Here is a 22,245-nt window from a genome sequence, read left to right as displayed (position 1 = left end):
GCGGTGGGGCCGCCGCCCGGGGCGACGGCCCCACCTGACGGGCCCGGCTCTGCTGCCTCCGCGGTCAGCGGAGGGCGGGTTCGGGGTAGAAGTCCCGGGGGCGGCCGTGCCCGTCCCTGAGGCGGCCGAGCAGGCTCGCCGGGTACTCGATGAGCCAGTAGCTGGCGGCGGCCGCCGGCAGGGCGGCGAGGAAGACGATCAGCAGCGCCCAGGGGAAGCCGGACGGGCCGGTGGGCAGCAGCCCGGCGTTGTGGAGCAGGAGCATCACCGGTTCGTGCCAGATGAACAGGCTGTAGCTGATCAGCCCCACCGGAGTGAGCCAACGGGCCGTCAGGAAGCGGTTCCAGAAGGTGCGTCGGCGGATGTGGAGGGTGCCGAAGAGCAGCAGCGCCCACAGGGCGGCGGCGATCGGGTGGTAGTAGGTGAAGGTGAAGCCCTCCGCGTCGGACTGGAGCGAGAGGCAGAAGAGGCCGGCCAGCGCCAGGCCGGTGAGGAGCAGGGCGGTGGGCGGGGTGAGGCGGGCCCGGTCGCCGAGCGCGGCCAGCAGCACCGCCAGGCCCATGCCGGCCGCGAATCCGCCGAAGCGGGCCTGCGGGCCGAAGTAGGCGACCCAGTCGGTGTGCGGGATGCCGAGGGCGTAGTGCGCGACGGTGATCCAGACCAGCGGCGCCGCGTAGAGGGCCAGGCAGCCGCCCGCGCAGACCGCGATCCGGGCGGAGCGGCGGCGCAGTCGGCGGCAGGCGCGGACGGCGAGCGGGCCGAGGCCGACCAGGACGAAGTAGAAGAGCACCTCCAGGGAGAGCGACCAGGTGGGGCCGAGGGTGTAGAAGATCCGGTCCTGGTCGAAGACGTGCGTGAAGGTCAGGTGCTCCAGCAGGTCCCGCCAGTCGCCGGGGAGGGTGGGGTTGCGGGTGGCCCAGACCACCAGGACGGCCAGGAGGTAGAGCGGCAGGATGCGGATGGCGCGCCGGAAGAGGAAGGCGCGGGCGGGGCGGGTGGAGCCGCCGTCGAGGGCGGCGCGGGCGTAGGAGTGGGTGAGCAGGAACGCCGACAGGACGAAGAAGAGGTCGATGACCTCCAGCGACAGCACCGCGTCGAGCGCGGGGTTGGCGAGCGGGGAGTGACTGCCGCGGGCGTCGTAGGCGGTGTACTGCTGCCAGACGTGGAAGGCCACGGTGCTGAGCGCGGCCAGTCCGCGGAAGCCGTCGATGTCGCCGGCGGGGCGGCGGCGCGGGGCGCTCTCGGGGGTGCGCGGCGGGGCGGGCGGCGCGGTGGCGGTGGTCATCGGCGGGCCACCGCCCGGGCCGCGGCGGTCGCCTGGGCGCGCGGGGTGACCCGCCACTGCCGGTCGCCGAGCGCCTCCTTCAGGTGGGCCTGGCGGGCGACCATGTTCTTGAAGTGGCTGTAGAAGACGGTCGACACCAGGAGGTAGGACCAGAACCAGCCGCGGCGGGCGCGGAGTTCGGGCACGGCCAGTCGCCAGGCGAAGAGGGCCTGCACGGGGCCGGCGGCGAGGGTGAGCAGCAGGGCGAGCACGCAGACCGGCACCGCCCAGTCCAGGTGCGCGGGGCCGCCGGTCTTCCAGATGGCGTAGAGCAGGATCGGGAGGATCTGGAGGGTGAGCCACGGCTGGATCTCGCGCCAGCCCAGAAGGACCAGCAGACCAAACTTCTGACGCGCCGTCAGTGCGGGTGAACGCAGGCCGTGCCAGAGGTGTTTGAGGGAGACCTGGAGCCAGCCCTGGGCCCAGCGGGAGCGCTGGTTCCACAGCGCGGCGAGGGTGGTGGGGGCCAGCTCGCGGGAGATCAGGGTGCGGTCGACGGCGATCCGGGCGCCCCTGGTCAGGGAGCGCATGGTGGAGTCGATGTCCTCGGTGAGCATGGAGCCGTGCATCCGGGTGCGGGCGAGCAGGTCGGTGCGCCAGAAGCCGTTGGAGCCGCCGAAGACGCCGAAGCCGTGCAGCCGGGTGCGCCCGGGGTGGCTGACGGCGTAGATCGCCTCGAACTCGACGGCGACGAGCCGGGCGACGCGGGAACTGTCGCCGTTGCGGACCACGCAGTGGCCCTGGACGACGTCGTAGCCGTTGGAGAGCCAGTGCCAGGCGTCGCGGAAGGCGTGCTGCGCGGGGTGGTGGTCGGCGTCGAAGATGCCGACGAACTCGCCGCGGACCCGGGTGACGGCCGCGTTGACGTTCTGCGCCTTGGAGGTGGAGCCGGCGACCGGCAGCAGGACCAGCCGGGAGTCGCGGGCGGCGATCGCGCGGAGGGTGTCCTCGACGGGCAGCGGGTGCGGGGTGTTGTAGGCGAGGACGATCTCCAGCTCGCCGGGGTAGTCCTGGCGCAGGAACGACTCGACGGTGTCGACGATGGTGGCGGCCTCGTTGGGGAGGTACGCGGCGATCACGGCGCTGGCCGGCGGGTAGGGGGCGCCGGGGCTGGCCGGCCGGGGTGGCGCGTCCAGCGCGTAGAGGCACTCCAGGACGATCAGCAGCGCGGAGAGCACCAGTCCGGCGACCACCGCCCAGTACATGCCGGAGCCGAGGTCCCAACCGGCCAGGTACGCCTGCCGGTAGAGGGCGAACGGCACGCCGATGCCCAGGAGCAGGGCGAGCACCGGGGAGAGGGCGGAGAGCACCGGGCGGATCAGGGCCCGCACGGGGGGACGCCGGTGGCGGTGCGGGGCCTCGCGCATCCAGGGGGCGTAGCGGACGGGGCGCAGGTCGCGATGGCGCAGCGCCTCGCGGGCCGCGTCGCGGGCCTGGTCGACGGCGTCGGCGGCGTCGGTGCACCCGGTGAGCGGGAGCCAGCCGACGGCCGGGGTGAGGCGGACGTTCTCGTCGGCGACGACGAAGCGGGTGCCGGCGGCCGCGGTCGCGAAGTCCGTCAGGCCGCGCAGCGCGCTCTCCTCGTCGATGCCGGGCAGCAGCATCAGCAGGTGGCCGTCGTCGTCGCGGCCGAGCCGGTCGCAGACGCCGCCGAGCTGTTCGGCGACGCCGGCCAGCCGTTCGGCGACCTCGCGGCGGACCCGGGGGCCCAACCGCTCCTCCAGGGCGGCCAGTTCGGCGACGCCGATGACGGCGAGGACCCCGCCGTGCCGGGCGGCTTCGGGGCGGTTGAGTTCGCGTTCCGCCTCGTCGAGGAAGTGCGGGCGGGAGTAGAGGCCGGTGCGCGGGTCGCGCAGCAGCTGCTCGACGGGGACCGGCACGCGGCGGAGCTTGGCCTCGATGCGGGCGGAGAGTTCGTCCGGATCGGAGGCCTCGGGTATGCAGTCGTCGGCGCCCTGGCGGAGCAACTGGGCGACGCCGGCGGGGCCGGAGGTGTCGGTGACGACCAGGAGCGGCAGCGCCCGGCCGGCGGGGACGGTGCGGACCTCGCGGATGACGGCGGCTCCGGCGTACCGGGTACCGGGTTCGTCGAGGGCGACGACGGCGTCCGGGGGCGCCTGGCGGACGCGGGGGCCGGCCTCGCCGGGCGGGGCGTGGCTGACGTCGTGGCCGGTGGTGCGCAGGGTGTGGGTGAGGCGTTCCAGGCGTGGGCCGGGGGTACCGACGACGAGGACGTGGCCGGCGGGGTGGGTGCCGGGGGTGGACTGGTCCGTTCCGCCGAGCAGGGCCGTGGGTGAGCCCTGGGAGGGTGCGTGGTGCGAAGTGAGCACCTGCGGTTGTCCTTTCTGGCTACGGGGCACGCGGAGGCCGGCGGCGGCGCCGCGGGGACCGGTGGTCGACGGTCCTTCGGGGCCGGTGGCCGCGCGCGGGCAGGGCGGAGCAACCGCCCTGCTGCGGCGGCGTGTGGGGATGCCGGCGCGCCGGCTCGTGGGGTGCCGGCGGCTCCGTGGTGCGCGCGATGCGTGGACGGTGACGTTCAGGAGGGCGTCAGGCGGCGGTCACCTGGTGAGCGCCGGACGCACGCACGCTGATTGTCAGAGGCATGACAGCGAGAAGGGCGGGCGCGCCGGGGTGCGTCTTCTCTCGACGGAACGGACGGCGGCGCGGTGGTGCGCGACCTCGACGGTCGCGACCGGCACAACGGACTGCATGCACCGAACCGCACGGGGGCGGTCGAGCGTGTATCGCATAGGAAGGGTCCCATCCTGATCGGATCGTGGGGGGAGGACCGGATGTCAGGTGTACACCGAGCGGCCCTGCCGAGCAAGGCCCATCGGCACTCGCCAGCCTCGACGATCACTGTGACACCGCACCTTCATCCACGTAACACCTGCATTACGTCCGGTCGTCGTGGCGCTCCCCACAACCGCTACCGCCCGGTAGATGCCGGTGCACCGGCTATACCCGGTACGCCAGTTCTGAACTGGAGGTTCGTACCTCTGGCCGATCTGTTAATCTTCCCGCCCCTGGACGTTCCTCCATGTCCGTCCCTTCCCTCCCCTCCCCCCAGCACCCCCTGAAGGCCGGGTGCAGCGAGGTGTCGCGTACGTGAACAGCGTTCCGTTCTCTCCCGCTCAGGCCCGATCCGCGCGGGCCCGGGTTGGCCTGACCACGACTCAGGTCGCCCAATCCATGACGGCGTGCGGCGCACCGGTGCGCCCCGAGGTGATCGAGGCGTGGGAGTACGGCTCCTTGGTGCCCACCGAGCCGCAGTTGTTCGCCCTGGCCGACGTGTTGTGGTGCCCGCCGACCGTGTTGATGGGGGTGGAGCCGCGGTCGTTGGCCGAGCACCGGATGGCCCGGCAGCTCAGCGCGGAACGGCTGGCGCAGCTGGTCGGGATGGCCCCGGAGGCGTACCGGACGGCCGAGGCGGCCAACCAGTGGCACGGCGACTACCGGCAGACCAAGGCACTGGTGGAGGCGCTGGGGCTGTCGCTGCGCAAACTCATCGGAGTGATGGGGCACGTCGAGGAGTTGGCCGGGCACCTGCGGGCGGCCCTCGACGGCCGCTGGAAGTCGCACGTCGGGCCGATCACCGAGATCACCACGCTGAACCGGACGCGGGTGGGGGACGCGCTGCGCACCATGCACGGGGAGTTCGCGGAGTTCTCCGAGCGGTACATGGGGCACGTGGTGGCGCGGAACGCCGACGCCCGGCTGAAGGAGATCGCGGCCGAACGGTCGGCGTACCTGCGGCAGTTGGTCGACCGCTTCTGGGAGTTGATCGGGGAGGCGGGAGAGGCGCCGCCGTTCCACTCGGTGCGCTGAGACGGCCGGTGCGCCGGGGCGGGGGCGCGTACTGACGCCCGCGCCGCCCCGGCGGGCCGGGCGTCAGTACGCGCCCTGGGCGTGCGGCGGCGGACCGGCCGGCCCCGCCGCCTCGTCCAGTCCCTCGTCCTCGTCCTCGGTGAACTCGTCCCAGTCGATCTCCAGCGACTTGCGCCGGGTGAAGACGTTGAAGACCAGGTTGAGCACGATGGCGGTCAGGCCGCCCAGCGTGATGCCGCTGTCGAGCACCGCCCGGACGCCCTGCGGCATCCGCTCGAAGAACGGCGCGACCGCGGTCGGCAGGAACGCGGCGCCCAGACTGACCGCAAGGATCAGGGCGTTGCGCTCCTCGCGCAGGTCGACCTTGCCGAGGATCTGGATGCCGACCGCGGCGACCATGCCGAACATGGACAGGGCCGCGCCGCCGAGCACCGGGTGCGGGATCGCCGCGACCACCGAACCGGCCTTGGGCACCAGCCCCAGCACGACCATGAAGCCACCGGCCGCGACCACCACGAACCGGCTCATCACCCGCGACATCCGCACCAGACCGATGTTCTCGGCGAACGCCACGTACGGGAAGGAGTTGAAGACGCCGCCGAGCACGGTGGCGACGCCGTCGGCGCGCAGCGCCCGGGCGACCGTGTCGTTGCTGGCCGGCTTTCCGGTGATCTCGCCGATCGCGTAGACGTCCCCGGTGGTCTCCACCATCGTGATCAGCATGACGACGACCATCGCGATGATCGGGAACGCCTCGAACTTGGGCATGCCGTAGTGGAAGGGCGTGCTGACGCCGAACCAGTCGGTCTGCCCCACGCCGCTGAAGTCGGCGTCACCGAGCGCCCAGGCGACGGCCGTTCCGCCGACCAGCCCGAGAAGCACCGCGACACTGCTCAGCAGCGGCTTTCCGATCCGCACGATCACCAGAATGAAGAGCAGGGTGCCCAGCGCGTATCCGAGGTTCTTCAGGTCGCCGAATTCCGGGCTACCGGCCAACTGGACACCGCCGGCCGCGTCCTGGAGCGCCTGCGGGATGAGCGTGAGGCCGATAATGGTGAGAATCGTGCCGATGACGACCGGTGGGAAATACTTCACCAACTTGCTGAAGAACGGGGCGAAAAGGAAAGTCGCGATGCCGGCGGTGATGACCGCACCGTAGACCACCAGCAGTCCGGCGGTGCCGCCGCCGGCCCCCAGCCCGATGGCGATCATCGGCGAGACCGCGGTGAAGGTGGCGCCCTGCACCAGGGGCAGTCGGGCGCCTATCTTCCATATGCCGAACGCCTGGATGATGGAGGCGATTCCGCAGGTCAGAAGGTCTGCGTTGATGAGGTAGACGAGTTCCGAGCGGGACAGTCCGAGCGCGTTGCCGAGCATGATCGGGACGATGACCGCGGCCGCGTAGAAGGCGAGGACGTGCTGGAAACCGTAGAGGGCGAGTTTGCCGAACGGCAGTACCTCGTCGACCGGGTGGGCCCGTTGCCGAGGAAACTGCCGAGGGGATCGTCGCGCGAGTCGTGCCATCTCTGCCTTGCCTTCACGAGGTAGGTGAATAAGAGGGAACCCGGGCCCTATGGTGCATTTCCCTGCGGGGTGCGGTGCGTCCCGTTCACCGGGTGATCCTTCGATGGGCGGATCGAAGTCCGGCATTTCCGTGGAATGCGCAGGTGCGGGCTCATCGGGGCGCTCACCATAGTTGACCTGTCCCGTTCCGCGCGAGTAACCAGGAGCGCCGGCGGGGAATGCGCCGTAAAATGCGAAATATGGCTGAGCGGCCTGATCCGTCTGCTGCGCCCGAACTCCTCGTCCGCTCCGGCGGAGTCGCGCAGGTGATGAGCCCGGGCCACGCGTACCACGTGGGGCGCGACCCGGCGTGCGACCTCGTCATCCGCGACGACCGGGTGTCCTGGCACCACGCGGTGCTCCGGACCGCCGGCGGCCACTGGCTGGTCGAGGACGAGGGGAGCACCAACGGTACGTACGCGGACGGGCATCGGGTGTCGCGGTCCGACGTCGGACCGGGCAGCGTGATCCGCTTCGGCAACCCCGCCGACGGACCCTGCGCGGTACTCGCCGACGTGCCCCGTCGCCCGACCGTCGGCCGGCCCTCGTCGGTGTCGCACCCCGCGGCCACCCGCACCTTCCGCCGGCCCAGCACGGTGCGGCACCTGCCCCCGGCGCGCACCGTGCGGATCGGCCGGTCCGCCGACAACGACCTGGTCGTGGACGACCTCGCGGTCTCCCGGCGGCACGCCGAGCTCCGCGCCGGCCCCGACGGCCACGAACTAGTCGACCTGGGCAGCCACAACGGCACCTACCTGAACGGCAGTCCGGTGCAGCAGGCACCGGTGCGCCCCGGCGACATCATCGGCATCGGCCACTCCGCCTTCGTCCTCGTCGGCGACCAGCTCCAGGAGTACGTCGACACCGGCGAGGTGTCGCTGGACGTGCAGGAGCTGACGGTCCGGGTCGGCAAGGGCGCCGAGGGCCGGACGCTGCTGGACGGGGTGTCGTTCCCGGTGGGTGAGAAGTCGCTGCTCGCGGTGATCGGCCCGAGCGGGGCCGGCAAGTCGACGCTGCTCAACGCGCTGACCGGTCTGCGGCCCGCGGACGGGGGCACCGTCCTCTACGACGGCCGGGACCTCTACCGGGACTACGCCGAGCTGCGCCAGCGCATCGGGCTGGTGCCGCAGGACGACATCCTGCACACCCAGCTGACCGTCCGCCGGGCGCTGGGCTACGCGGCGGAACTGCGGTTCCCCCGGGACACCGCGCCCGCCGAGCGGGCGGCCCGGGTCGAGGAGGTGATCCGCGAACTGGGCCTGGTCGAGCGGGCCGGACTGCCGATCCACAAGCTCTCCGGCGGCCAGCGCAAACGCGTCAGCGTCGCGCTGGAGCTGCTGACCAAGCCGTCGCTGCTCTTCCTCGACGAACCGACCTCGGGTCTCGATCCGGGCATGGACCGCTCGGTGATGCACATGCTGCGCGGCCTCGCCGACGACGGCCGCACGGTCATCGTGGTCACCCACAGCGTGCTGAGCCTGGACGCCTGCGACCGGCTGCTGGTGCTCGCCCCGGGCGGCACCCTCGCGTACTACGGGCCGCCGGCGGAGGCGCTGCCGTACTTCGGGTTCGCCGAGTGGCCGGAGGCGTTCGAGGCGTTCGAGAACGACCGCGGACGGGACTGGGCCGGGCAGTTCCGGGCCTCGCCGTCGTACCGCCGGTACATCACCGGCGACACCCGGCAGCCGCCCGCCCCCGCGGCGCCCCGGCAGCCGGTGGCCGCACCGCGCACCCGGCACGGCGGCGCCCAGTTGTGGACGCTGGTGCGCCGGTACGCGGCGGCGCTGTCCTCGGACCGGACGTTCCTGATCATCATGGTGGCGCTGCCGTTCGTGATGGGGGCGATGGCGCACGCCCTCAGCGGCGGGAAGCTGACCGACGGGGCGGCGACGGTGCTGCTGATCCTCTGCGTGGGGGCGGTGCTGACCGGTGCCGCCAACGCGGTCCGCGAGCTGGTCAAGGAACGGGTGATCTACCAGCGGGAACGGGCGGTGGGCCTGTCCCGCTCGGCGTACCTGCTGTCGAAGGTGCTGGTGCTGGGGACCGTCACGGTCGTCCAGGCGGTGGTGCTGACGTTGGTGGCGCTGTTCGGGGTCCAGCTCAACGCCCCGGGCGGCACGGGGGTCCTGATGCCGCCGCTGGTGGAAATCACGCTGGCGGTGGCGCTGTTGGCGTTCACCGCGATGCTGCTGGGACTGCTGGTGTCGGCGTTGGTGCGCAAGGAGGAGGTCACCATGCCGCTGCTGGTCCTCCTCGCCATCGTCCAGGTGGTGTTCTGCGGCGCCCTGCACCAGCTGCGCGGCACCGCGGTGTTGGAGCAGGTGGCGTGGCTGGTGCCGTCCCGGTGGGCGCTGGCCGCGATGGCGGGCACCATCGACCTGGGCCGCCTCCAGCCGGGGCCGCTCACCGCCGACCCGCTGTTCCGGCACGCGGTGGGGCCGTGGCTGCTGGACATGGGCATGTTGGTGGTGCTTTCGGTGGTGTTCGGCTTCTGCGTCTACCGACTGCTGCGGCGGCAGGAGCCCGAGATCATGCGCCAGTAGCCGGGACCGTCGTGCGCGCGGCGGCGCCCGCGGCCGTGCGCGAGGAGCACCGAGGAGCCGCTCGTGACCGTGCCGGAGTTCCGTCCCAGCCACGTCGTCCCGCCGGACGGAATGGCGACCTGGGCGGCCCCGGACGCCGCCCGTCCGCTGGTGCCGCTCGATCCGCTGCTGCCCGTGGAGGTGGTCGAACGGCGCGGTGACTGGGCCCTGGCGCGGTGCTCCAACGGCTGGTCGGCGTGGGTGGACGGGCGGCTGCTGCTGTCCGTGCCGCAGGGCCCGCCGGCCGCCGGGCAGCCCACCGCCCGGACCGCGGACCCCCGGCCGCTGCTGGCCGCGGCCGAGGGCGCCCTGGGCCGCTACCGGCAGTGGGTCGAGGAGCTGCTGGCCGGCCAGCTGGACCGGGAGGCGTTCGCCGAGCGGGCGCGGGGCACCCGGATCGGGGCGGTGGTGGACGGCGACGCGGTGTGGCTGTACGACGCCCGGCACGAGCGGTGGTGCTTCTGCGACGGCGCGTCGCTGGTGGCCTTCGCCGTCTCCGAGGGGCCGACGACGGACGCAGACGCGACGGACGCGACGGACGCGGCAGGGGCGGAAAGGGCGGCAGGGGCGGCAGGAGCGGGGCGCCGCGAGGACGCGGGGAACGGGGACCGGCCCACCGCGGAGCGGTTCCCGCCGCCGGTGGACCGGCCGGGTGACCGGCCGTGAACGGGTCGTCGGCCTCCGCCGGACTGCGCGGACGCCGGATCGCCGACTACCTGCTCGGGGAGGAGATCGGCCGGGGCGGCATGGCGGTGGTCTACCAGGCCGAGGACCTGCGGCTGGGCCGGACCGTGGCACTGAAGCTGCTGGCGCCCGAGCTGGCCCGCAACGACACCTTCCGGCAGCGCTTCGCCCACGAGTCGCGGGTGGCCGCGGCGATCGACCACCCGCACATCGTGCCGGTCTTCGAGGCCGGGGAGACCGACGGGCTCCTCTACATCGCGATGCGCTACGTCCGGGGCCACGACCTGCGGGCGCTGCTCGACCACGAGGGCCGGCTGCCGCTCGCCACGACCTGCCGGATCGCGGTGCAGGTGGCGTCCGCGCTGGACGCCGCGCACGCCCACGACCTGGTCCACCGCGACGTCAAGCCCGGCAACGTGCTGATCGCCGAGGGCACCGACAGCGACCGGCCGGAACACGTCTACCTGACCGACTTCGGGCTGACGAAGAAGTCGTTGTCGCTGACCGGCTTCACCAGCGTCGGCCAGTTCGTCGGGACGCTGGACTACGTGGCGCCCGAGCAGATCTCCGGGCGTCCGGTCGACGGCCGCTGCGACGTCTACGGGCTGGCCTGCGTCGCCTACGAGATGCTGACCGGGGCGCCGCCGTTCCGCCGCGACGACGACATGGCGCTGCTCTGGGCCCACCAGTACGACCCGCCGCCGCCCCCGAGCGGGCTGCGGCCCGAGCTGGCGCCGGCGGTGGACGCGGTCTTCGCCCGCGCGCTGGCCAAGGCCCCGGAGGACCGGTACGAGAGCTGCCGGGGGTTCGTGGCGGCGCTGCGGGCGGCGGGGCGGAGCACGACGGCGGCCGGCCCGACCGCGGCGCCCGCGCCGACCCGGGTGGACGTGCCCGCCGCCGGGGCGGAGCGCGGCACCGCGCACGGTCCGGCTCCCCCGCCGCCCCCGCGCTGGGCGCGCCCGGTGTTCCCCGGGGCGTAGGGCCGCATCGGCCCGTCAGCGGTCCGGCGGCGCGTGGGGCGGCGCGTGGGGCGCGTCGCCGACCTGGCCGGGGTGGCGGACCCGGCGGGCGGCGAGGCCGCCGGCGCATCCGGTGACCAGGCCCCAGGCGGCGCCCACCCCCACCAGCCGCCACAGCTGCGGCTCCAGGAGGACCGCGCCGCCCAGGTCGCCGCCGAGGTCGCCGACGCCGATCAGGGAGAGCCCGTAGTGGGCGTCGATCCTGGTGAGGAGGCCGACGACGAGGAGGGTCAGGGCCAGCGCCGCGGCCATCTCCAGGGCGTGCCGCCAGAGCGGGATCCGGGCCGGGGCGCGGACCGCCGCACCGAACGCGGCGCCCAGGAGCACCACCGCGGCCACCGCCACCAGCAGCCAGACCCGCCCGTCCTGGGCGCCCAGCGAGCCCAGGTCGACGGTGTGCGTGCCGCGGTGCCGCAGCACCTGTTCCAGTGCGTGCGGCAACGGCAGTCCGAGGACCTTGTCGACGTGTCCGCTCCAGGCTCCGCCGGTGCCCAGGCCCAGTGCCAGCCAGGCCAGGTTCGGCAGCCCGAGCAGCAGCACCGCGAGGGTGCGGGCCGGATCGCCGCGGGTGAACAACTCGACGACGCCGACGAGGAGTCCGATCGCCACGTAGGCCAGCAGCACCAGCAGCATCGCGTGGGCCGGCGGGCGGACCGCGTCCTGGAAGCGGAGCAGTCGGGCGTCGAGCGGCGCCCTGCGGGAGACCAGGAAGGCCAGCACCAGCACGGCCAGCACCCACAGCAGTCCGTAGCCGACGGTGGCCGGGAGGTCGGCGTGGAAGCCGACGGTGGGGGTGCTGCCCAGGAGGGCGCCGAGTTGGTCGGCGAGCGAGTTGCCGACCGTGACGGTGAAGCTGTGCCGGGCGGCCAGCGCGACCAGCCAGAGCAGGACCACCCAGCACACCGCCGTCCGGGCGATCCGGCCGAGGAGTTCGCCGGCCGGGGCGACCGCGCGGTGCCGCAGCGGCCGCAGGAAGAGCACGGCGGTCACCAGCATGCCGGCGAGGGTGACGGACAGCGGGACGGCGTCGACGGCGGCCCGCGCCTCGGCGATGATCCCGGCGTCGCCGGTCGCGCTGATCGAGCCGCCGGCCGCGGCGACGACGGCGGCCGCGACCACCGCGGGGTACCCGCCCTGGGGAAGGTCCGCGGCGCCCGCCGCCCACAGGCCGAGCGCGGCCGTCACCACCATGGTGACCAGGCCCGCCAGGGCGGTGCCGAGCGCCGCCAACCAACCGCGGAGGGCGGGCGGAAGGCCGTGGGGCGCCGGTGCTGCGGGGCCGGCCGTCGTCGGGCCGGGCGTCTGGCTCACGCTTGCCTCCTGCCGGGCGCGGGGCCTAACTGCCGTCCGGGCCACGGTACGCACGGGCGTGCCAACCCCGCTTGCGGAGGACGCCGAACCTCGGCACACAATGACCCATAAGCCGCCAATTCTCCGCAAATGCGGGTGTAACACCCATCGCCGGATGGCCCAACAGCGCCGGGAAGAGAGACCCGTGACATCTGCACCGCCGCCGGACGACCGACCGGGGAGCCGGCCGACCGGTCCGCCGTCGGGGCCGCTCGCCGGCTCCCCCACCGTGCCCCCGCACGAACCGACCCGCCCCTGGCCGCAACCGGGACACCCCACCGCACCGGGCACCGGCGCCCCGCCGCCGGACGGCCCCGGGGGCGGCGGCGGTGGCGGGGGCGACGGGGACGGTGAGGGCGAGCACCGGCCCTGGTGGCGCTCGACCCCGCGGATCGCGCTCGCCGCCGCGGCGGTGGTGGCGGCCGTGGTGGTGGCCGTGGTGCTGACCCGCCCCGGGGGCGGGAACGGGAGCGCCGGCGTGCTGCACCTGGAATCGGTCGCGGCGACCGGCCCGGCCCCGTTCACCGACTCGACGGTCAACGGGGACGGCACCGCGTCCCCGAAGGCCACGCCGTCCGTACCGCCGAGCGGCGACCACCGGCGCACCAGCGTCTCCGGGGCGGCGCCCGGCCTGTACGGCGGCAGTCGCGACCGGGCCAGCTGCGACGTCGAGAAGCAGATCCGCTACCTCCAGGCCGACCCGGCCAAGGCGCGGGCGTTCGCCGGCGTGGTCGGCAAGGACGCCGGGGAGCTGCCGGCGTACCTGCGGTCCATGACGCCGGTGCAGTTGCTGGTCGACACCTGGGTCACCAACCACGGCTACCAGGACGGCAGGGCGACCGGCTACCAGGCGGTGCTCCAGGCCGGCACGGCGGTGCTGGTGGACGCGTACGGGGTGCCGCGGGTGCGCTGCGCGTGCGGGAACCCGTTGACGCCGCCGACGGCCACCGGCGGGCAGGGGCTGACGACGCAGGGCAAGCCCTGGCCCGGCTTCCGGGACGCGAACGTGGTGACGGTGCGGCCGGCCGCGAAGCCGGTACGGGACTTCGTCCTCAAGGACCCCGGCACCGGGCAGTACTTCACCCGCCCGGAAGGCGCCGACGGCAGCACGGACCAGCCGTCGGCGCCGCCGTCCGCCTCGCCGTTCTCCCCGTCGCCGGCGTCCCCGTCGGCACCGGGTTCCCCCGGCTCGCCGGGGAACGGCTCGCCGTCGACGCCCCCGCAGTCCCCGGCGTCACCGCAGTCGCCGGGGGGCGGCACGCCGCCGCGGTCCCCGTCCGGCCCCGGCTCGACGCCGCCGGGCGGCCCCTCCACACCCGCGCCGCCCGGCACGCCCGGCACCACGACGCCGGAGCAGCCCGGGTCGCCCGCCGGCCCCGGCGAGACCCCCGGGACGCCCGGCCAGCCGGGCGGCGCCTCCGGTTGACGTCGCGCCCGCCGGCGCCGGGCGACCGCGCCGCCGGGGCACTCGGCACTCCCTGCCGGCTTCGATATCGAACCGTGTCCTAATAAACCGATGCACCGCACAACCTCTGAAGCGGACAAAACGTCTCTGTGTGCGGCGGACGCCTTCGGCGGCGCCGCCGTCCGTTGTTCAGCTTTGGAGGGACCCTCGTGCACGCCGGAACACGTCGCCACACCGCCCGGTTGATACCTGCCGCGCTCGCGGCGGGGCTGCTGCTGACCGCGTGCGGGACCGGCGCCGGCTCGTCCAAGGCGGCGGAGCCCGCCGCCAAGGTGACCGTCACCCCGGCCGGCGGCAGCTCCGCCGCGAAGCTCGGCTCGCCGATATCCGTCAAGGCCGACGGCGGCAAGCTGACCGCGGTCGACGTCAAGGACGGCGAGGGCGCCAAGGTGCCCGGGAAGCTGACCGCTGACGGTGCGTCATGGACGTCCGAGGGCAAGGTCCGGCCGAAGACCACCTACACCGTGACCACCAAGGCGACGTCGACCGGCGGCAAGGAGTCCTCGGCCACCTCGACCTTCACCACCGAGCAGGCCGACAAGGTCAACAAGCTGACCAACACGCCGGGCAACGGGCAGACCGTCGGCACCGGGATGCCGGTCTCGATCCTCTTCGACCACCCGATAGCAAAGAGCCACCGCGCCGAGGTCGAGAAGGCGCTGAAGGTCACCACCCAGCCGCACGTCGAAGGCGCCTGGGGCTGGGTGACGGACTGGTCCGGCAAGGACCGGATCGACTGGCGGCCCAAGGACTACTGGCCGTCCGGCACCAAGGTGTCCGTGCGCGGCGGGCTGGGCGGCATCAACTCCGGCGACAGCGGCTGGTTCGCCCGCGACTACGACTTCGACTTCACGATAGGCGCCGACCACAAGGCCGTCATCGACGTGCCCTCGCACACCCTGACCATGTACGACGGCGGCAAGGCCGTGGGCACCGTCAAGGGCTCCGCGGGCTCCCCGCAGGACCCGACCCGCGGCGGCGTGCACACCGTCCGCAGCAAGAACGCCGCCGAGACCATGGACTCCGCCACCATCGGCCACGGCAACGAGTGGATGCTGGACTCCAAGTGGGTCACCCACCTCACCGCGTCCGGGACCTTCCTGCACTCCGCCCCCTGGAACAACTCCGTCGGCGTGGTCAACAACAGCCACGGCTGCTTCGGCATGACCACCTCGGACGCCAAGCGGGTCTACGACTTCCTGACGATCGGCTCCACCGTCGAGGTCAAGGGCACCAGCAGCACCAAGCAGACCGGCGTCGGCAACGGCCTGGAGGTCTGGCAGGAGAACTGGCAGCAGTGGCAGCAGCGCAGCGCCCTCAAGTAGCCGACCGGATCTCGGTCAGGACCCGCCGGGGCCGGCGCTGCCGCCGGGCACCGGGCGGGTGACCCGGTTGCCCGCCGGGTCGAGCACGTACCACGTCCCGCCGTGGTCGTCCGCGCCCTGGCCCCGCACGTCACCGGGCCGCTTGTCCCGGTCGAAGTAGTACAGCGGCTGCTCGTGGTAGGTGACCTGCCGGCTGCCGTCGCGGCGGGCGGTGGTGCCGAGCAGCTCCCCCCGCACGCCGCTGCCGGCCGTGGGCGCGCCACGCACCAGCACCGGCGGCCAGAGCGCCGCGCAGTCGCCGTAGCAGGTCGACTCGCGCCCCCGATCCGCCGTGAAGAGGTAGAGCGCGCGGCCCTGGCCGTCGACCAGGAGCGGGCCGAGCGGACCGGTGCGGGCGTGCACCGCGACCGGCCCCGCCGGCGGGATCGCCGACGGCGGGGCGCTCGTGGCCGGACCGGTGGCGGACGGGGTCCGGGCGGGTGCGGGACCGGTCCCGCCGGCCCCGGTCCCGCACCCGCCGGTCACCGCGGCGACCAGGGCGACGGTGGCCGCGGTGACGGCCGTCGCGGCGGTGTTGCACATCGCACGTCTCCTTGGCGCCCGAGCGGGCCCGGCGGACCGCCCGCCCCTCACTAGACCGCAGCCGCCCGGGCCCGGCCATCCGGGCGGCGGCGTTCGGCGTACCGGGACGGCGCGTGCCGCGCGGTCAGCGGACGTCGTGGGCGGTGCGCCGGTGGGTGGAGCGCCGGTCCTCGATGGCGGACCAGCGGTCGCCGTAGACGGTCTCGGTGATGCCCGGTTCGCGCAGGAAGGCGTGCGGGAAGCCGAGCGGGACGTCGCTGACGGCGTCCAGCCGCGCCAGGGCGTCGGCGTCCAGCACCACGTCCACGCTGGCGAGGTTGTCGGCGAGCTGGCTCTCCTTGGTGGCGCCGATGATCGGGATGACGTTGCCGGGGCGCTGCCGCAGCCAGGCCAGGGCCACCTGCGCCGGGCTCCAACCCCCCTGCTCGGCGACCTCCAGGACGGCGGTGACGGTCTCGTCCTCGTTGTGGTCCCAGTGGCTGGTCCGGTCGCTGGTGTCCAGCCGGCCGGACTCCCCGCGCCGGTACTTGCCGGTGAGTTTGCCGGCCGCGAGCGGGGCCCAGGCCAGCACGGCGAGGTCGAAGGCGCGGGCCTGCGGGAGCAGTTCGCGCTCCACGGTGCGCTCCAGCAGGTTGTAGCGCAGCTGCGAGCCGGCGAACGCGGTCCAGCCGCGCAGCTCGGCGAGGGTGTTGGCCTGGGCGATCTCCCAGGCGGGCCAGTCGGACACGCCGAGGTAGAGGACCTTGCCGGCCCGCACCACGTCGTCCAGGGCGCGCATCACCTCCTCGACGGGGGTGAAGTTGTCCCGGGCGTGCACCCACAGCACGTCGAGCCGGTCGGTGTTCAGCCGGCGGAGGCTGGCCTCGACGGACTGTACGAGGTTCTTGCGGTGGTTGCCGCCGGCGTTGACGTCGCCCTCGGCGGTGGCGCAGGTGTACTTGCTGGCCAGCACGAAGCGGTCCCGGCGGCCGGCGAGCAGTTCGCCGAGCATGGTCTCGGAGGTGCCGGCGGTGTAGTTGTTGGCGGTGTCGAGGAAGTTGCCGCCGGCGTCGGCGTAGGCGTCGAGGATGCGGGCGCTGGTGTCCTTGGCGCTGCCCCAGCCCCAGTCCTCGCCGAAGGTCATGGTGCCCAGGGACAGCTCGCTGACCCGCAGGCCGGTCTTGCCGAACAGTGTGTACCGCAACGGTTCCCCTTCGATCGGTGGTGCGTCACACGCTAGGAGCTGGAGCGCGCTCCAAGGCAAGGCGACATTCCCGCCGGAGGGTGGCCGGGAGGCGCCCGTGGTGCGGCGCCTCCCGGCCGGGCCGGGTCAGCCGGTGCGCAGCGCCGGGTCGCTGACGCCCGGCTTGCCGGTCTCGACGTGGCCGGCGAACCGGCGCAGGAAGCCGGCGTCGGTGTCGGCGGTGACCGTCAGGTCGTACCAGCGCTTGCTCGCGGTGAGGTCGACGGGCCGGGTGACGGTGCCGCCCGGGTCCACCCGGACGGTCTGCTTGGCGCCGCCGTAGGCGTTGGCGATGGTCAGGTTGCAGGCCGCGGTGCCCGGGTTGGTCAGGGTCAGCGCGACCTGTCCGGAGGCCGCGTCGTGGCGGGCGGTGACCTCGGGGGTCTGCTTCTTGCCGGGGCCCTTGAAGGTGCGCAGGAAGCCGTTGGGTCCGTGCACCGTCAGGTCGTAGGCACCCTTGGAGTAGGTGGTGTTCCAGGTGTCGGAGAGGGTCTTGCCGGCCTCGGTGGTGTACGTCCAGGGGCCGTCGGTGCGGTTGGGCGCGGTGACCAGGAAGCAGGCGCCGGCGGCGTTGCCGCCGCTGAAGGTGAGGGTGAAGCGGCCGCCGGCGACGTCCGCGGCGCCGTCGGTCAGCGGCACGTAGGCCAGCGGGCGGCTGGGCCGGGAGCCGGTCTCCTGCGTGGGCAGGACGGGGTTGGCTGGCGGCGTGGGGTGGTAGCTGTCGTGCCGGTCGTGGTCCGGCGGCTGGTAGCCCTTGGTGTCCGGGAGCGCCGCCGGCTTGGTGTTCTCCAGCGAGAAGTCGAAGGCGGAGGTGAGGTCGCCGCAGACGGCGCGGCGCCAGGGCGTGATGTGGGGCTCGTGGACGCCGAAGCGGTTCTCCATGAACCGGATGATGGAGGTGTGGTCGAAGACCTCTGAGCAGACGTAGCCGCCGGTGCTCCAGGGCGAGACCACCAGCATCGGGACGCGCTGGCCGAGGCCGTAGGGGCCGGCGGCGTAGCCGGCGCTGCCGGGGTAGTGGTCCAGGGCGGTGTCCACGGTGGACAGGCCCTGGGCGGCGGAGGCCGGCGGGAACGGCGGGACGACGTGGTCGAAGTAGCCGTCGTTCTCGTCGTAGGTGATGAACAGGGCGGTCTTGCTCCACACGTCCGGGTTGGAGGTGAGCGCGTCCAGGACCTGCGAGACGTACCAGGCGCCGTAGTTGGCGGGCCAGTTGGGGTGCTCGGAGAAGGCTTCGGGGGCGGCGATCCAGGAGACCTGCGGCAGTTTGCCGGCCTTGACGTCGGCCTTGAGCTGGTCGAAGTAGCCGCCGCCCTGCTTGACGTTGGTGCCGGTGCGGGCCTTGTCGTAGAGCGGGTCGCCGGGCTTGGCGTTGCGGTACTGGTTGAAGAAGAGCAGGGAGTTGTCGCCGTAGGTGCCGCGGTAGGCGTCGTCGATCCAGCCCCACTTGCCGGCGGCGTCCAGGCCGTCGCCGATGTCCTGGTAGATCTTCCAGGAGACGCCGGCCTTCTCCAGGCGCTCGGGGTAGGTGGTCCAGCCGTAGCCGGCCTCCTCGTTGCCGACGACCGGGCCGCCGCCGGTGCCGTCGTTGCCGACGTAACCGGTCCACATGTAGTAGCGGTTGGGGTCGGTGGCGCCCATCAGCGAGCAGTGGTACGCGTCGCAGACGGTGAACGCGTCGGCGAGCGCGTAGTGGAACGGGATGTCCTTGCGGGTCAGGTACGCCATGGTGCCGGTGCCCTTGGCGGGGATCCACTGGTCGTACTTGCCGTTGTTCCACGCCTGGTGGCCGCCGTGCCAGTCGTGGTTGAGGCCCTCGATGAACTGCATGCCGAGGTTCTCGGCGTCGGGGTGGTAGGGCAGCACGTCCTTGCCGCCGTTCGCCTGGTACCAGACGGACTTGCCGCTCGGCTGGGTGACCGGGCGCGGGTCGCCGAAGCCGCGGACGCCCTTCAGCGAACCGAAGTAGTGGTCGAAGGAGCGGTTCTCCTGCATGAGGACGACGATGTGCTCGACGTCCTTGATGGAGCCGGTGCTGCGCCGGGCCGGGATGGCGGCGGCGCGGGCGATGCTGCCGGAGAGGGCGGTGACGCCCGCGGTGGCGCCGGCTATCTGGAGGAAACGCCGGCGGTTGATGTCAGCCATGTGTCTGGGGACCTCGTGGGTGGGGGGAAATGACGGGGGGTCTGTTCGGGAGCACGGTGCGCAAGGGTCGTGCGGATACAGCGGTCAGCAGAGTGTTCCAAGAGGAACGAGGGTCCGGGAAGAGGGGGTGTCCCGGAGATGACACCTCACCGTACGGAGGGCGAACTCACCGGCCGGAGCGGGCCGGGCACGACGAACGGCCGGCGGGACACGGCGGTGCTGCCGTGTCCCGCCGGCCGTTCGGGGGCCGGTCGGGGGCGTCGGGTCGACGACGCCTCGGAGCTGGGACTCAGACCAACGTCGCCTCCGAGGGCGGCGGTCCGGAGGCGGCGGACGGCTCGACGGCCGGGGCCGCCGACGGCTCGGCCACGGGGGTCGGCTCCGCCGCGGCGGGGGCCGGCGGAGCCCCGTCGGGCGCACCGGTCGGCGGCGCCGGCGGGCCGACCGGCGCCGTGCGGGCCGCCTCGATCCGGCGGGTGAACCAGACGACCTTGCCGCCGGCCGTGCCGCAGCTGCCCCAGCTGTCGCTCAGCGCGGCGATCCGGGCGAGCCCGCCGCCGCTCGCGCCCTCCAGCCGCGGCAGCCGGGGCCCGTCGTCGGCGACCGATGCCGTCAGGTGGCGCTCGCCCCGGCGGAGTTCGACCACGCAGCGAGCGTCGGGGCCGATGTGCCGGTGGACGTTGGTCAGGAGTTCCGCCACCCCCTCGCACACCGGCCTGACCTGCGGCGCGAGGTCCCAATGGCGCAGGTGCGCGGCGACGATGCGCCGGATCTGGGGGACGCGCTCCGCCGAGACGTGCAGTTCGACCGTGTAGTGCCGGTCTCCGGGTGGTGTCATGTCGTGGCTCCTCACCGCGAGGCTCACGTCCTTCACCTCGTTGGACCAACGAACCCCGAACACGAAGAGTGAGCATCCGTCACGTATGGGTGGACTGTCATGCTGACCCGCGGGTTCGGGGCCCGCAACAGGGGTGGTCCGTATGAGGTGACCCCCTCTCAAGTGAGCGGCACGGCCCGGGCGGTCAGGATCCGGTCCGGCGTCAGCGGCAGGTCCCGCAGCCGGACGCCGGTGGCGTGCCACACCGCGTTGCCGATCGCCGCCGGGGTGCCGACGATGCCGATCTCGCCGATGCCCTTGCTGCCCATGGGGTTGAGGTGCGGGTCCTCCTCGTCGAGCCAGTACGCCTCGATCGCCGGGACGTCGGCGCAGGCCGGGACGTGGTACGCGGCCAGGTCGCGGGCGGTGAAGTCGCCGTAGACGGGATCCAGTGCGCTGTCCTCGGTGAGGGCCATGCCCAGGCCCATGACCATGCCGCCGACGAACTGGGAGCGCGCGGTACGGGGGTTGAGGATGTGCCCGGCCGCGTACTGGCCGAGCAGGCGGCGGACCCGGACCTCGCCGGTGCGGGTGTCGACCTGCACCTCGGCGAAGACGGCGCCGAAGGCGTGCCGGGAGTACGGGGAGGGCTGCTCGGTCTCCCGGCGGGTGTCCTCGGCGACGGTGACGCCCTCGTCGGGCAGCGGCCCCCGGTGCTCCCGCAGTCGGGCCAGCAGCGCGGTGCACGCCTTGTGGACGGCCCAGCCCCAGGAGGCGGTGCCGGTGGAGCCGCCGGCGAGCACGGCGGGCGGCAGGTCGCTGCTGCCGATCTCGACCCGGACCCGGTCCGCGGGGGCGCCGAGCGCGGCGGCGGCGATCTGGGCGAGCACGGTGCGGGCGCCGGTGCCGATGTCGGTGGCGTTGACCCGGACGCGGAAGGTGCCGTCCGCGGCGGCGTGCGCCTCGGCGTCGGTGGCGGAGATCTGGACGGGGTAGGTGGCGGCGGCGACGCCGGTGCCCAGCAGCAGGTCGCCCTGGCGGCGCACGGCGGGGCGCGGGTCCCGGGACGACCAGTCGAAGCGGGCGGCGCCCGCGCGCAGGCAGTCGACGAGGTGGCGGCTGCTGAAGGGGCGGCCGGTGTCCGGTTCGGTCCCGGGTTCGTTGCGGATCCGCAGGTCGATCGGGTCGAGGCCGAGGACGACGGCGAGTTCGTCGACGGCCGACTCCAGCGCGTACATCCCGGGGGCCTCGCCGGGGGCCCGCATCCAGGAGGGCGTCGGGACGTCGAGCGCGGCCAGGCGGTGCACGGTACGGCTGTGCGGCGAGGTGTACATGATGCGTGCGGGCATCGCGGCCTGTTCGACGAACTCGGCGACCGTGGAGGTGTGGGTGACGATCTCGTGGGCCAGGGCGGTGATCACGCCGTCGGGCCCGGCGCCGAGGCGCACCCGGTGGAGGGTGGGGGCGCGGTGGCCGACGACGGCGGGCAGGTGGCGGCGCGGCAGGGCGAGTTTGACCGGGCGGCCGGTGTGCCGGGCGGCCATCGCGGCGAGCACGACCTGGGGGCGGGGCGTTCCCTTGGAGCCGAAGCCGCCGCCGACGTGCTCGGAGCGGACGGTGATCTGGTCCTGACCGAGCTTGAACAGGGCGGCCAGGTCCTCGCGGACCCTGGTGGCGCCCTGGCTGGAGTCGTGGACGGTGAGGTGGCCGTGGGTCCACAGGGCGGTGGCGGCGTGCGGTTCCATGGGGTGGTTGTGCAGCGGCGGCACCGTGTAGGTGACGTCGACGGTCGCCGGTGCGGCGGCGAACGCCGCGTCGAAGTCGCCGCGTTCGCGGGCCCCCGGGCCGCCGAAGACCTCCGCCGGCACGTACAGCCGGGGGTGGTCGGCGGTGACCGTCACGTCGTGGGGTTCGGTGGCGTAGCTGACGTGGACGGCCTCGGCGGCGTCCCGTGCTGCCTCCAGGGTGTCGGCCACGGCCAGCGCGACGTACCAGCCGCGGTGCGGGACCCGGTCCTCCTGGAGCAGGGCGAGGGTGGGGTCGCCGGTGGGCGCCAGGCGGGGCGCGTTCTCGTGGGTGAGCACCGCGATCACGCCGGGCAGGGCCAGCGCCGCGCCGGTGTCCAGTTCGGTGATCCGGCCGCGGACGACGGTGGCCGGTACCGGCCAGGCGTAGGCGCAGCCGTCCGGGGTGTGCTCGGCGGCGTAGCGGGCGGTGCCGGTGACCTTCTCCCGGCCCTCGCGGCGGACCAGCGGGTCGCCCAGCGGATGCGGCGGCGGGCCCGGCGGGAACGGTGCTTCCTCCGGCGGATGGCTCATGGCGCGGGTCCTTGCGGTCGG

Annotated in this window: 15 protein-coding genes; 6 read left to right on the top strand and 9 right to left on the bottom strand. The window is 73.7% G+C overall.

What is annotated here, in order from left to right; all coding sequences use genetic code 11:
• Nucleotides 1-64: 64 nt before the first annotated feature.
• The gene (locus ACJ6WD_RS19565) at nucleotides 65-1,285 is read right to left on the bottom strand and encodes an acyltransferase (RefSeq protein ID WP_331246723.1); all 1,221 of its coding nucleotides are present in this window, start codon (nucleotides 1,283-1,285) and stop codon (nucleotides 65-67) included.
• Nucleotides 1,282-3,654 (bottom strand): glycosyltransferase, encoded by a 2,373-nt coding sequence (locus ACJ6WD_RS19560; protein ID WP_407616246.1) that lies wholly within the window; start codon nucleotides 3,652-3,654, stop codon nucleotides 1,282-1,284. Before ACJ6WD_RS19560 ends, ACJ6WD_RS19565 begins: the two co-directional genes overlap by 4 nt.
• Before the next feature lie 862 nt (nucleotides 3,655-4,516).
• Here ACJ6WD_RS19560 and ACJ6WD_RS19555 point away from each other — a divergent pair.
• Nucleotides 4,517-5,152 carry a transcriptional regulator gene (locus ACJ6WD_RS19555; RefSeq protein ID WP_233657895.1) on the top strand — a complete coding sequence of 212 codons (636 nt, stop codon included), beginning with the start codon at nucleotides 4,517-4,519 and terminating at the stop codon, nucleotides 5,150-5,152.
• 63 nt (nucleotides 5,153-5,215) lie between these two features.
• Here the strand turns inward: ACJ6WD_RS19555 and ACJ6WD_RS19550 are convergent, their stop codons facing one another.
• Complete coding sequence (locus tag ACJ6WD_RS19550) at nucleotides 5,216-6,676, bottom strand: nucleobase:cation symporter-2 family protein (RefSeq protein WP_407616245.1); 1,461 nt, start codon at nucleotides 6,674-6,676, stop codon at nucleotides 5,216-5,218.
• 239 nt (nucleotides 6,677-6,915) lie between these two features.
• Between ACJ6WD_RS19550 and ACJ6WD_RS19545 the strand changes: the two genes are divergently transcribed.
• The 3 genes from ACJ6WD_RS19545 (at nucleotide 6,916) to ACJ6WD_RS19535 (ending at nucleotide 10,961) form a co-directional block, all read left to right on the top strand.
• Nucleotides 6,916-9,258, top strand: a complete 2,343-nt coding sequence (locus tag ACJ6WD_RS19545) for an FHA domain-containing protein (RefSeq protein WP_233657893.1) — start codon at nucleotides 6,916-6,918, stop codon at nucleotides 9,256-9,258.
• Between the two features lie 63 nt (nucleotides 9,259-9,321).
• Nucleotides 9,322-9,963, top strand: a complete 642-nt coding sequence (locus tag ACJ6WD_RS19540; protein ID WP_407616244.1) for a hypothetical protein — start codon at nucleotides 9,322-9,324, stop codon at nucleotides 9,961-9,963.
• Nucleotides 9,960-10,961: a serine/threonine-protein kinase gene (locus ACJ6WD_RS19535; RefSeq protein ID WP_233657891.1), complete on the top strand. Its 1,002-nt coding sequence runs from the start codon at nucleotides 9,960-9,962 to the stop codon at nucleotides 10,959-10,961. The genes ACJ6WD_RS19540 and ACJ6WD_RS19535 overlap by 4 nt, the downstream gene beginning before the upstream one ends.
• Before the next feature lie 15 nt (nucleotides 10,962-10,976).
• Here ACJ6WD_RS19535 and ACJ6WD_RS19530 read toward each other — a convergent pair whose 3' ends face one another.
• Nucleotides 10,977-12,311, bottom strand: a complete 1,335-nt coding sequence (locus ACJ6WD_RS19530) for a streptophobe family protein (protein ID WP_331246718.1) — start codon at nucleotides 12,309-12,311, stop codon at nucleotides 10,977-10,979.
• A 184-nt stretch (nucleotides 12,312-12,495) separates the two neighbouring features.
• Here ACJ6WD_RS19530 and ACJ6WD_RS19525 point away from each other — a divergent pair, with 184 nt between their 5' ends.
• Together ACJ6WD_RS19525 and ACJ6WD_RS19520 are read left to right on the top strand one after the other, a co-directional pair.
• Nucleotides 12,496-13,776, top strand: coding sequence for a DUF6777 domain-containing protein (locus ACJ6WD_RS19525; RefSeq protein ID WP_331246717.1), 1,281 nt, complete (start codon nucleotides 12,496-12,498; stop codon nucleotides 13,774-13,776).
• Nucleotides 13,777-13,964: 188 nt separating this feature from the next.
• Complete coding sequence (locus ACJ6WD_RS19520; RefSeq protein WP_233657888.1) at nucleotides 13,965-15,140, top strand: Ig-like domain-containing protein; 1,176 nt, start codon at nucleotides 13,965-13,967, stop codon at nucleotides 15,138-15,140.
• A gap of 15 nt (nucleotides 15,141-15,155) precedes the next feature.
• Here the strand turns inward: ACJ6WD_RS19520 and ACJ6WD_RS19515 are convergent, their stop codons facing one another.
• From ACJ6WD_RS19515 to ACJ6WD_RS19495, 5 genes are all read right to left on the bottom strand, one after another.
• Nucleotides 15,156-15,722, bottom strand: coding sequence for a hypothetical protein (locus ACJ6WD_RS19515; protein ID WP_407616243.1), 567 nt, complete (start codon nucleotides 15,720-15,722; stop codon nucleotides 15,156-15,158).
• Between the two features lie 124 nt (nucleotides 15,723-15,846).
• Nucleotides 15,847-16,905 carry an aldo/keto reductase gene (locus ACJ6WD_RS19510; protein ID WP_407616242.1) on the bottom strand — a complete coding sequence of 353 codons (1,059 nt, stop codon included), beginning with the start codon at nucleotides 16,903-16,905 and terminating at the stop codon, nucleotides 15,847-15,849.
• Nucleotides 16,906-17,031: 126 nt separating this feature from the next.
• Nucleotides 17,032-19,089 carry a phosphocholine-specific phospholipase C gene (locus ACJ6WD_RS19505; protein WP_233657886.1) on the bottom strand — a complete coding sequence of 686 codons (2,058 nt, stop codon included), beginning with the start codon at nucleotides 19,087-19,089 and terminating at the stop codon, nucleotides 17,032-17,034.
• A 289-nt stretch (nucleotides 19,090-19,378) separates the two neighbouring features.
• The gene (locus ACJ6WD_RS19500) at nucleotides 19,379-19,927 is read right to left on the bottom strand and encodes an ATP-binding protein (protein WP_407616241.1); all 549 of its coding nucleotides are present in this window, start codon (nucleotides 19,925-19,927) and stop codon (nucleotides 19,379-19,381) included.
• Nucleotides 19,928-20,085: 158 nt separating this feature from the next.
• Nucleotides 20,086-22,224, bottom strand: a complete 2,139-nt coding sequence (locus ACJ6WD_RS19495) for a xanthine dehydrogenase family protein molybdopterin-binding subunit (RefSeq protein WP_407616240.1) — start codon at nucleotides 22,222-22,224, stop codon at nucleotides 20,086-20,088.
• Nucleotides 22,225-22,245: the final 21 nt, after the last annotated feature.

The sequence above is a fragment of the Streptomyces sp. VTCC 41912 genome, assembly GCF_045799175.1.
Classification (GTDB): Bacteria; Actinomycetota; Actinomycetes; order Streptomycetales; family Streptomycetaceae; genus Streptomyces; species Streptomyces albulus_C.
The sequence above is the reverse complement of the archived record's forward strand: the minus strand, read 5'-3'. Positions and strand labels throughout refer to the sequence as shown.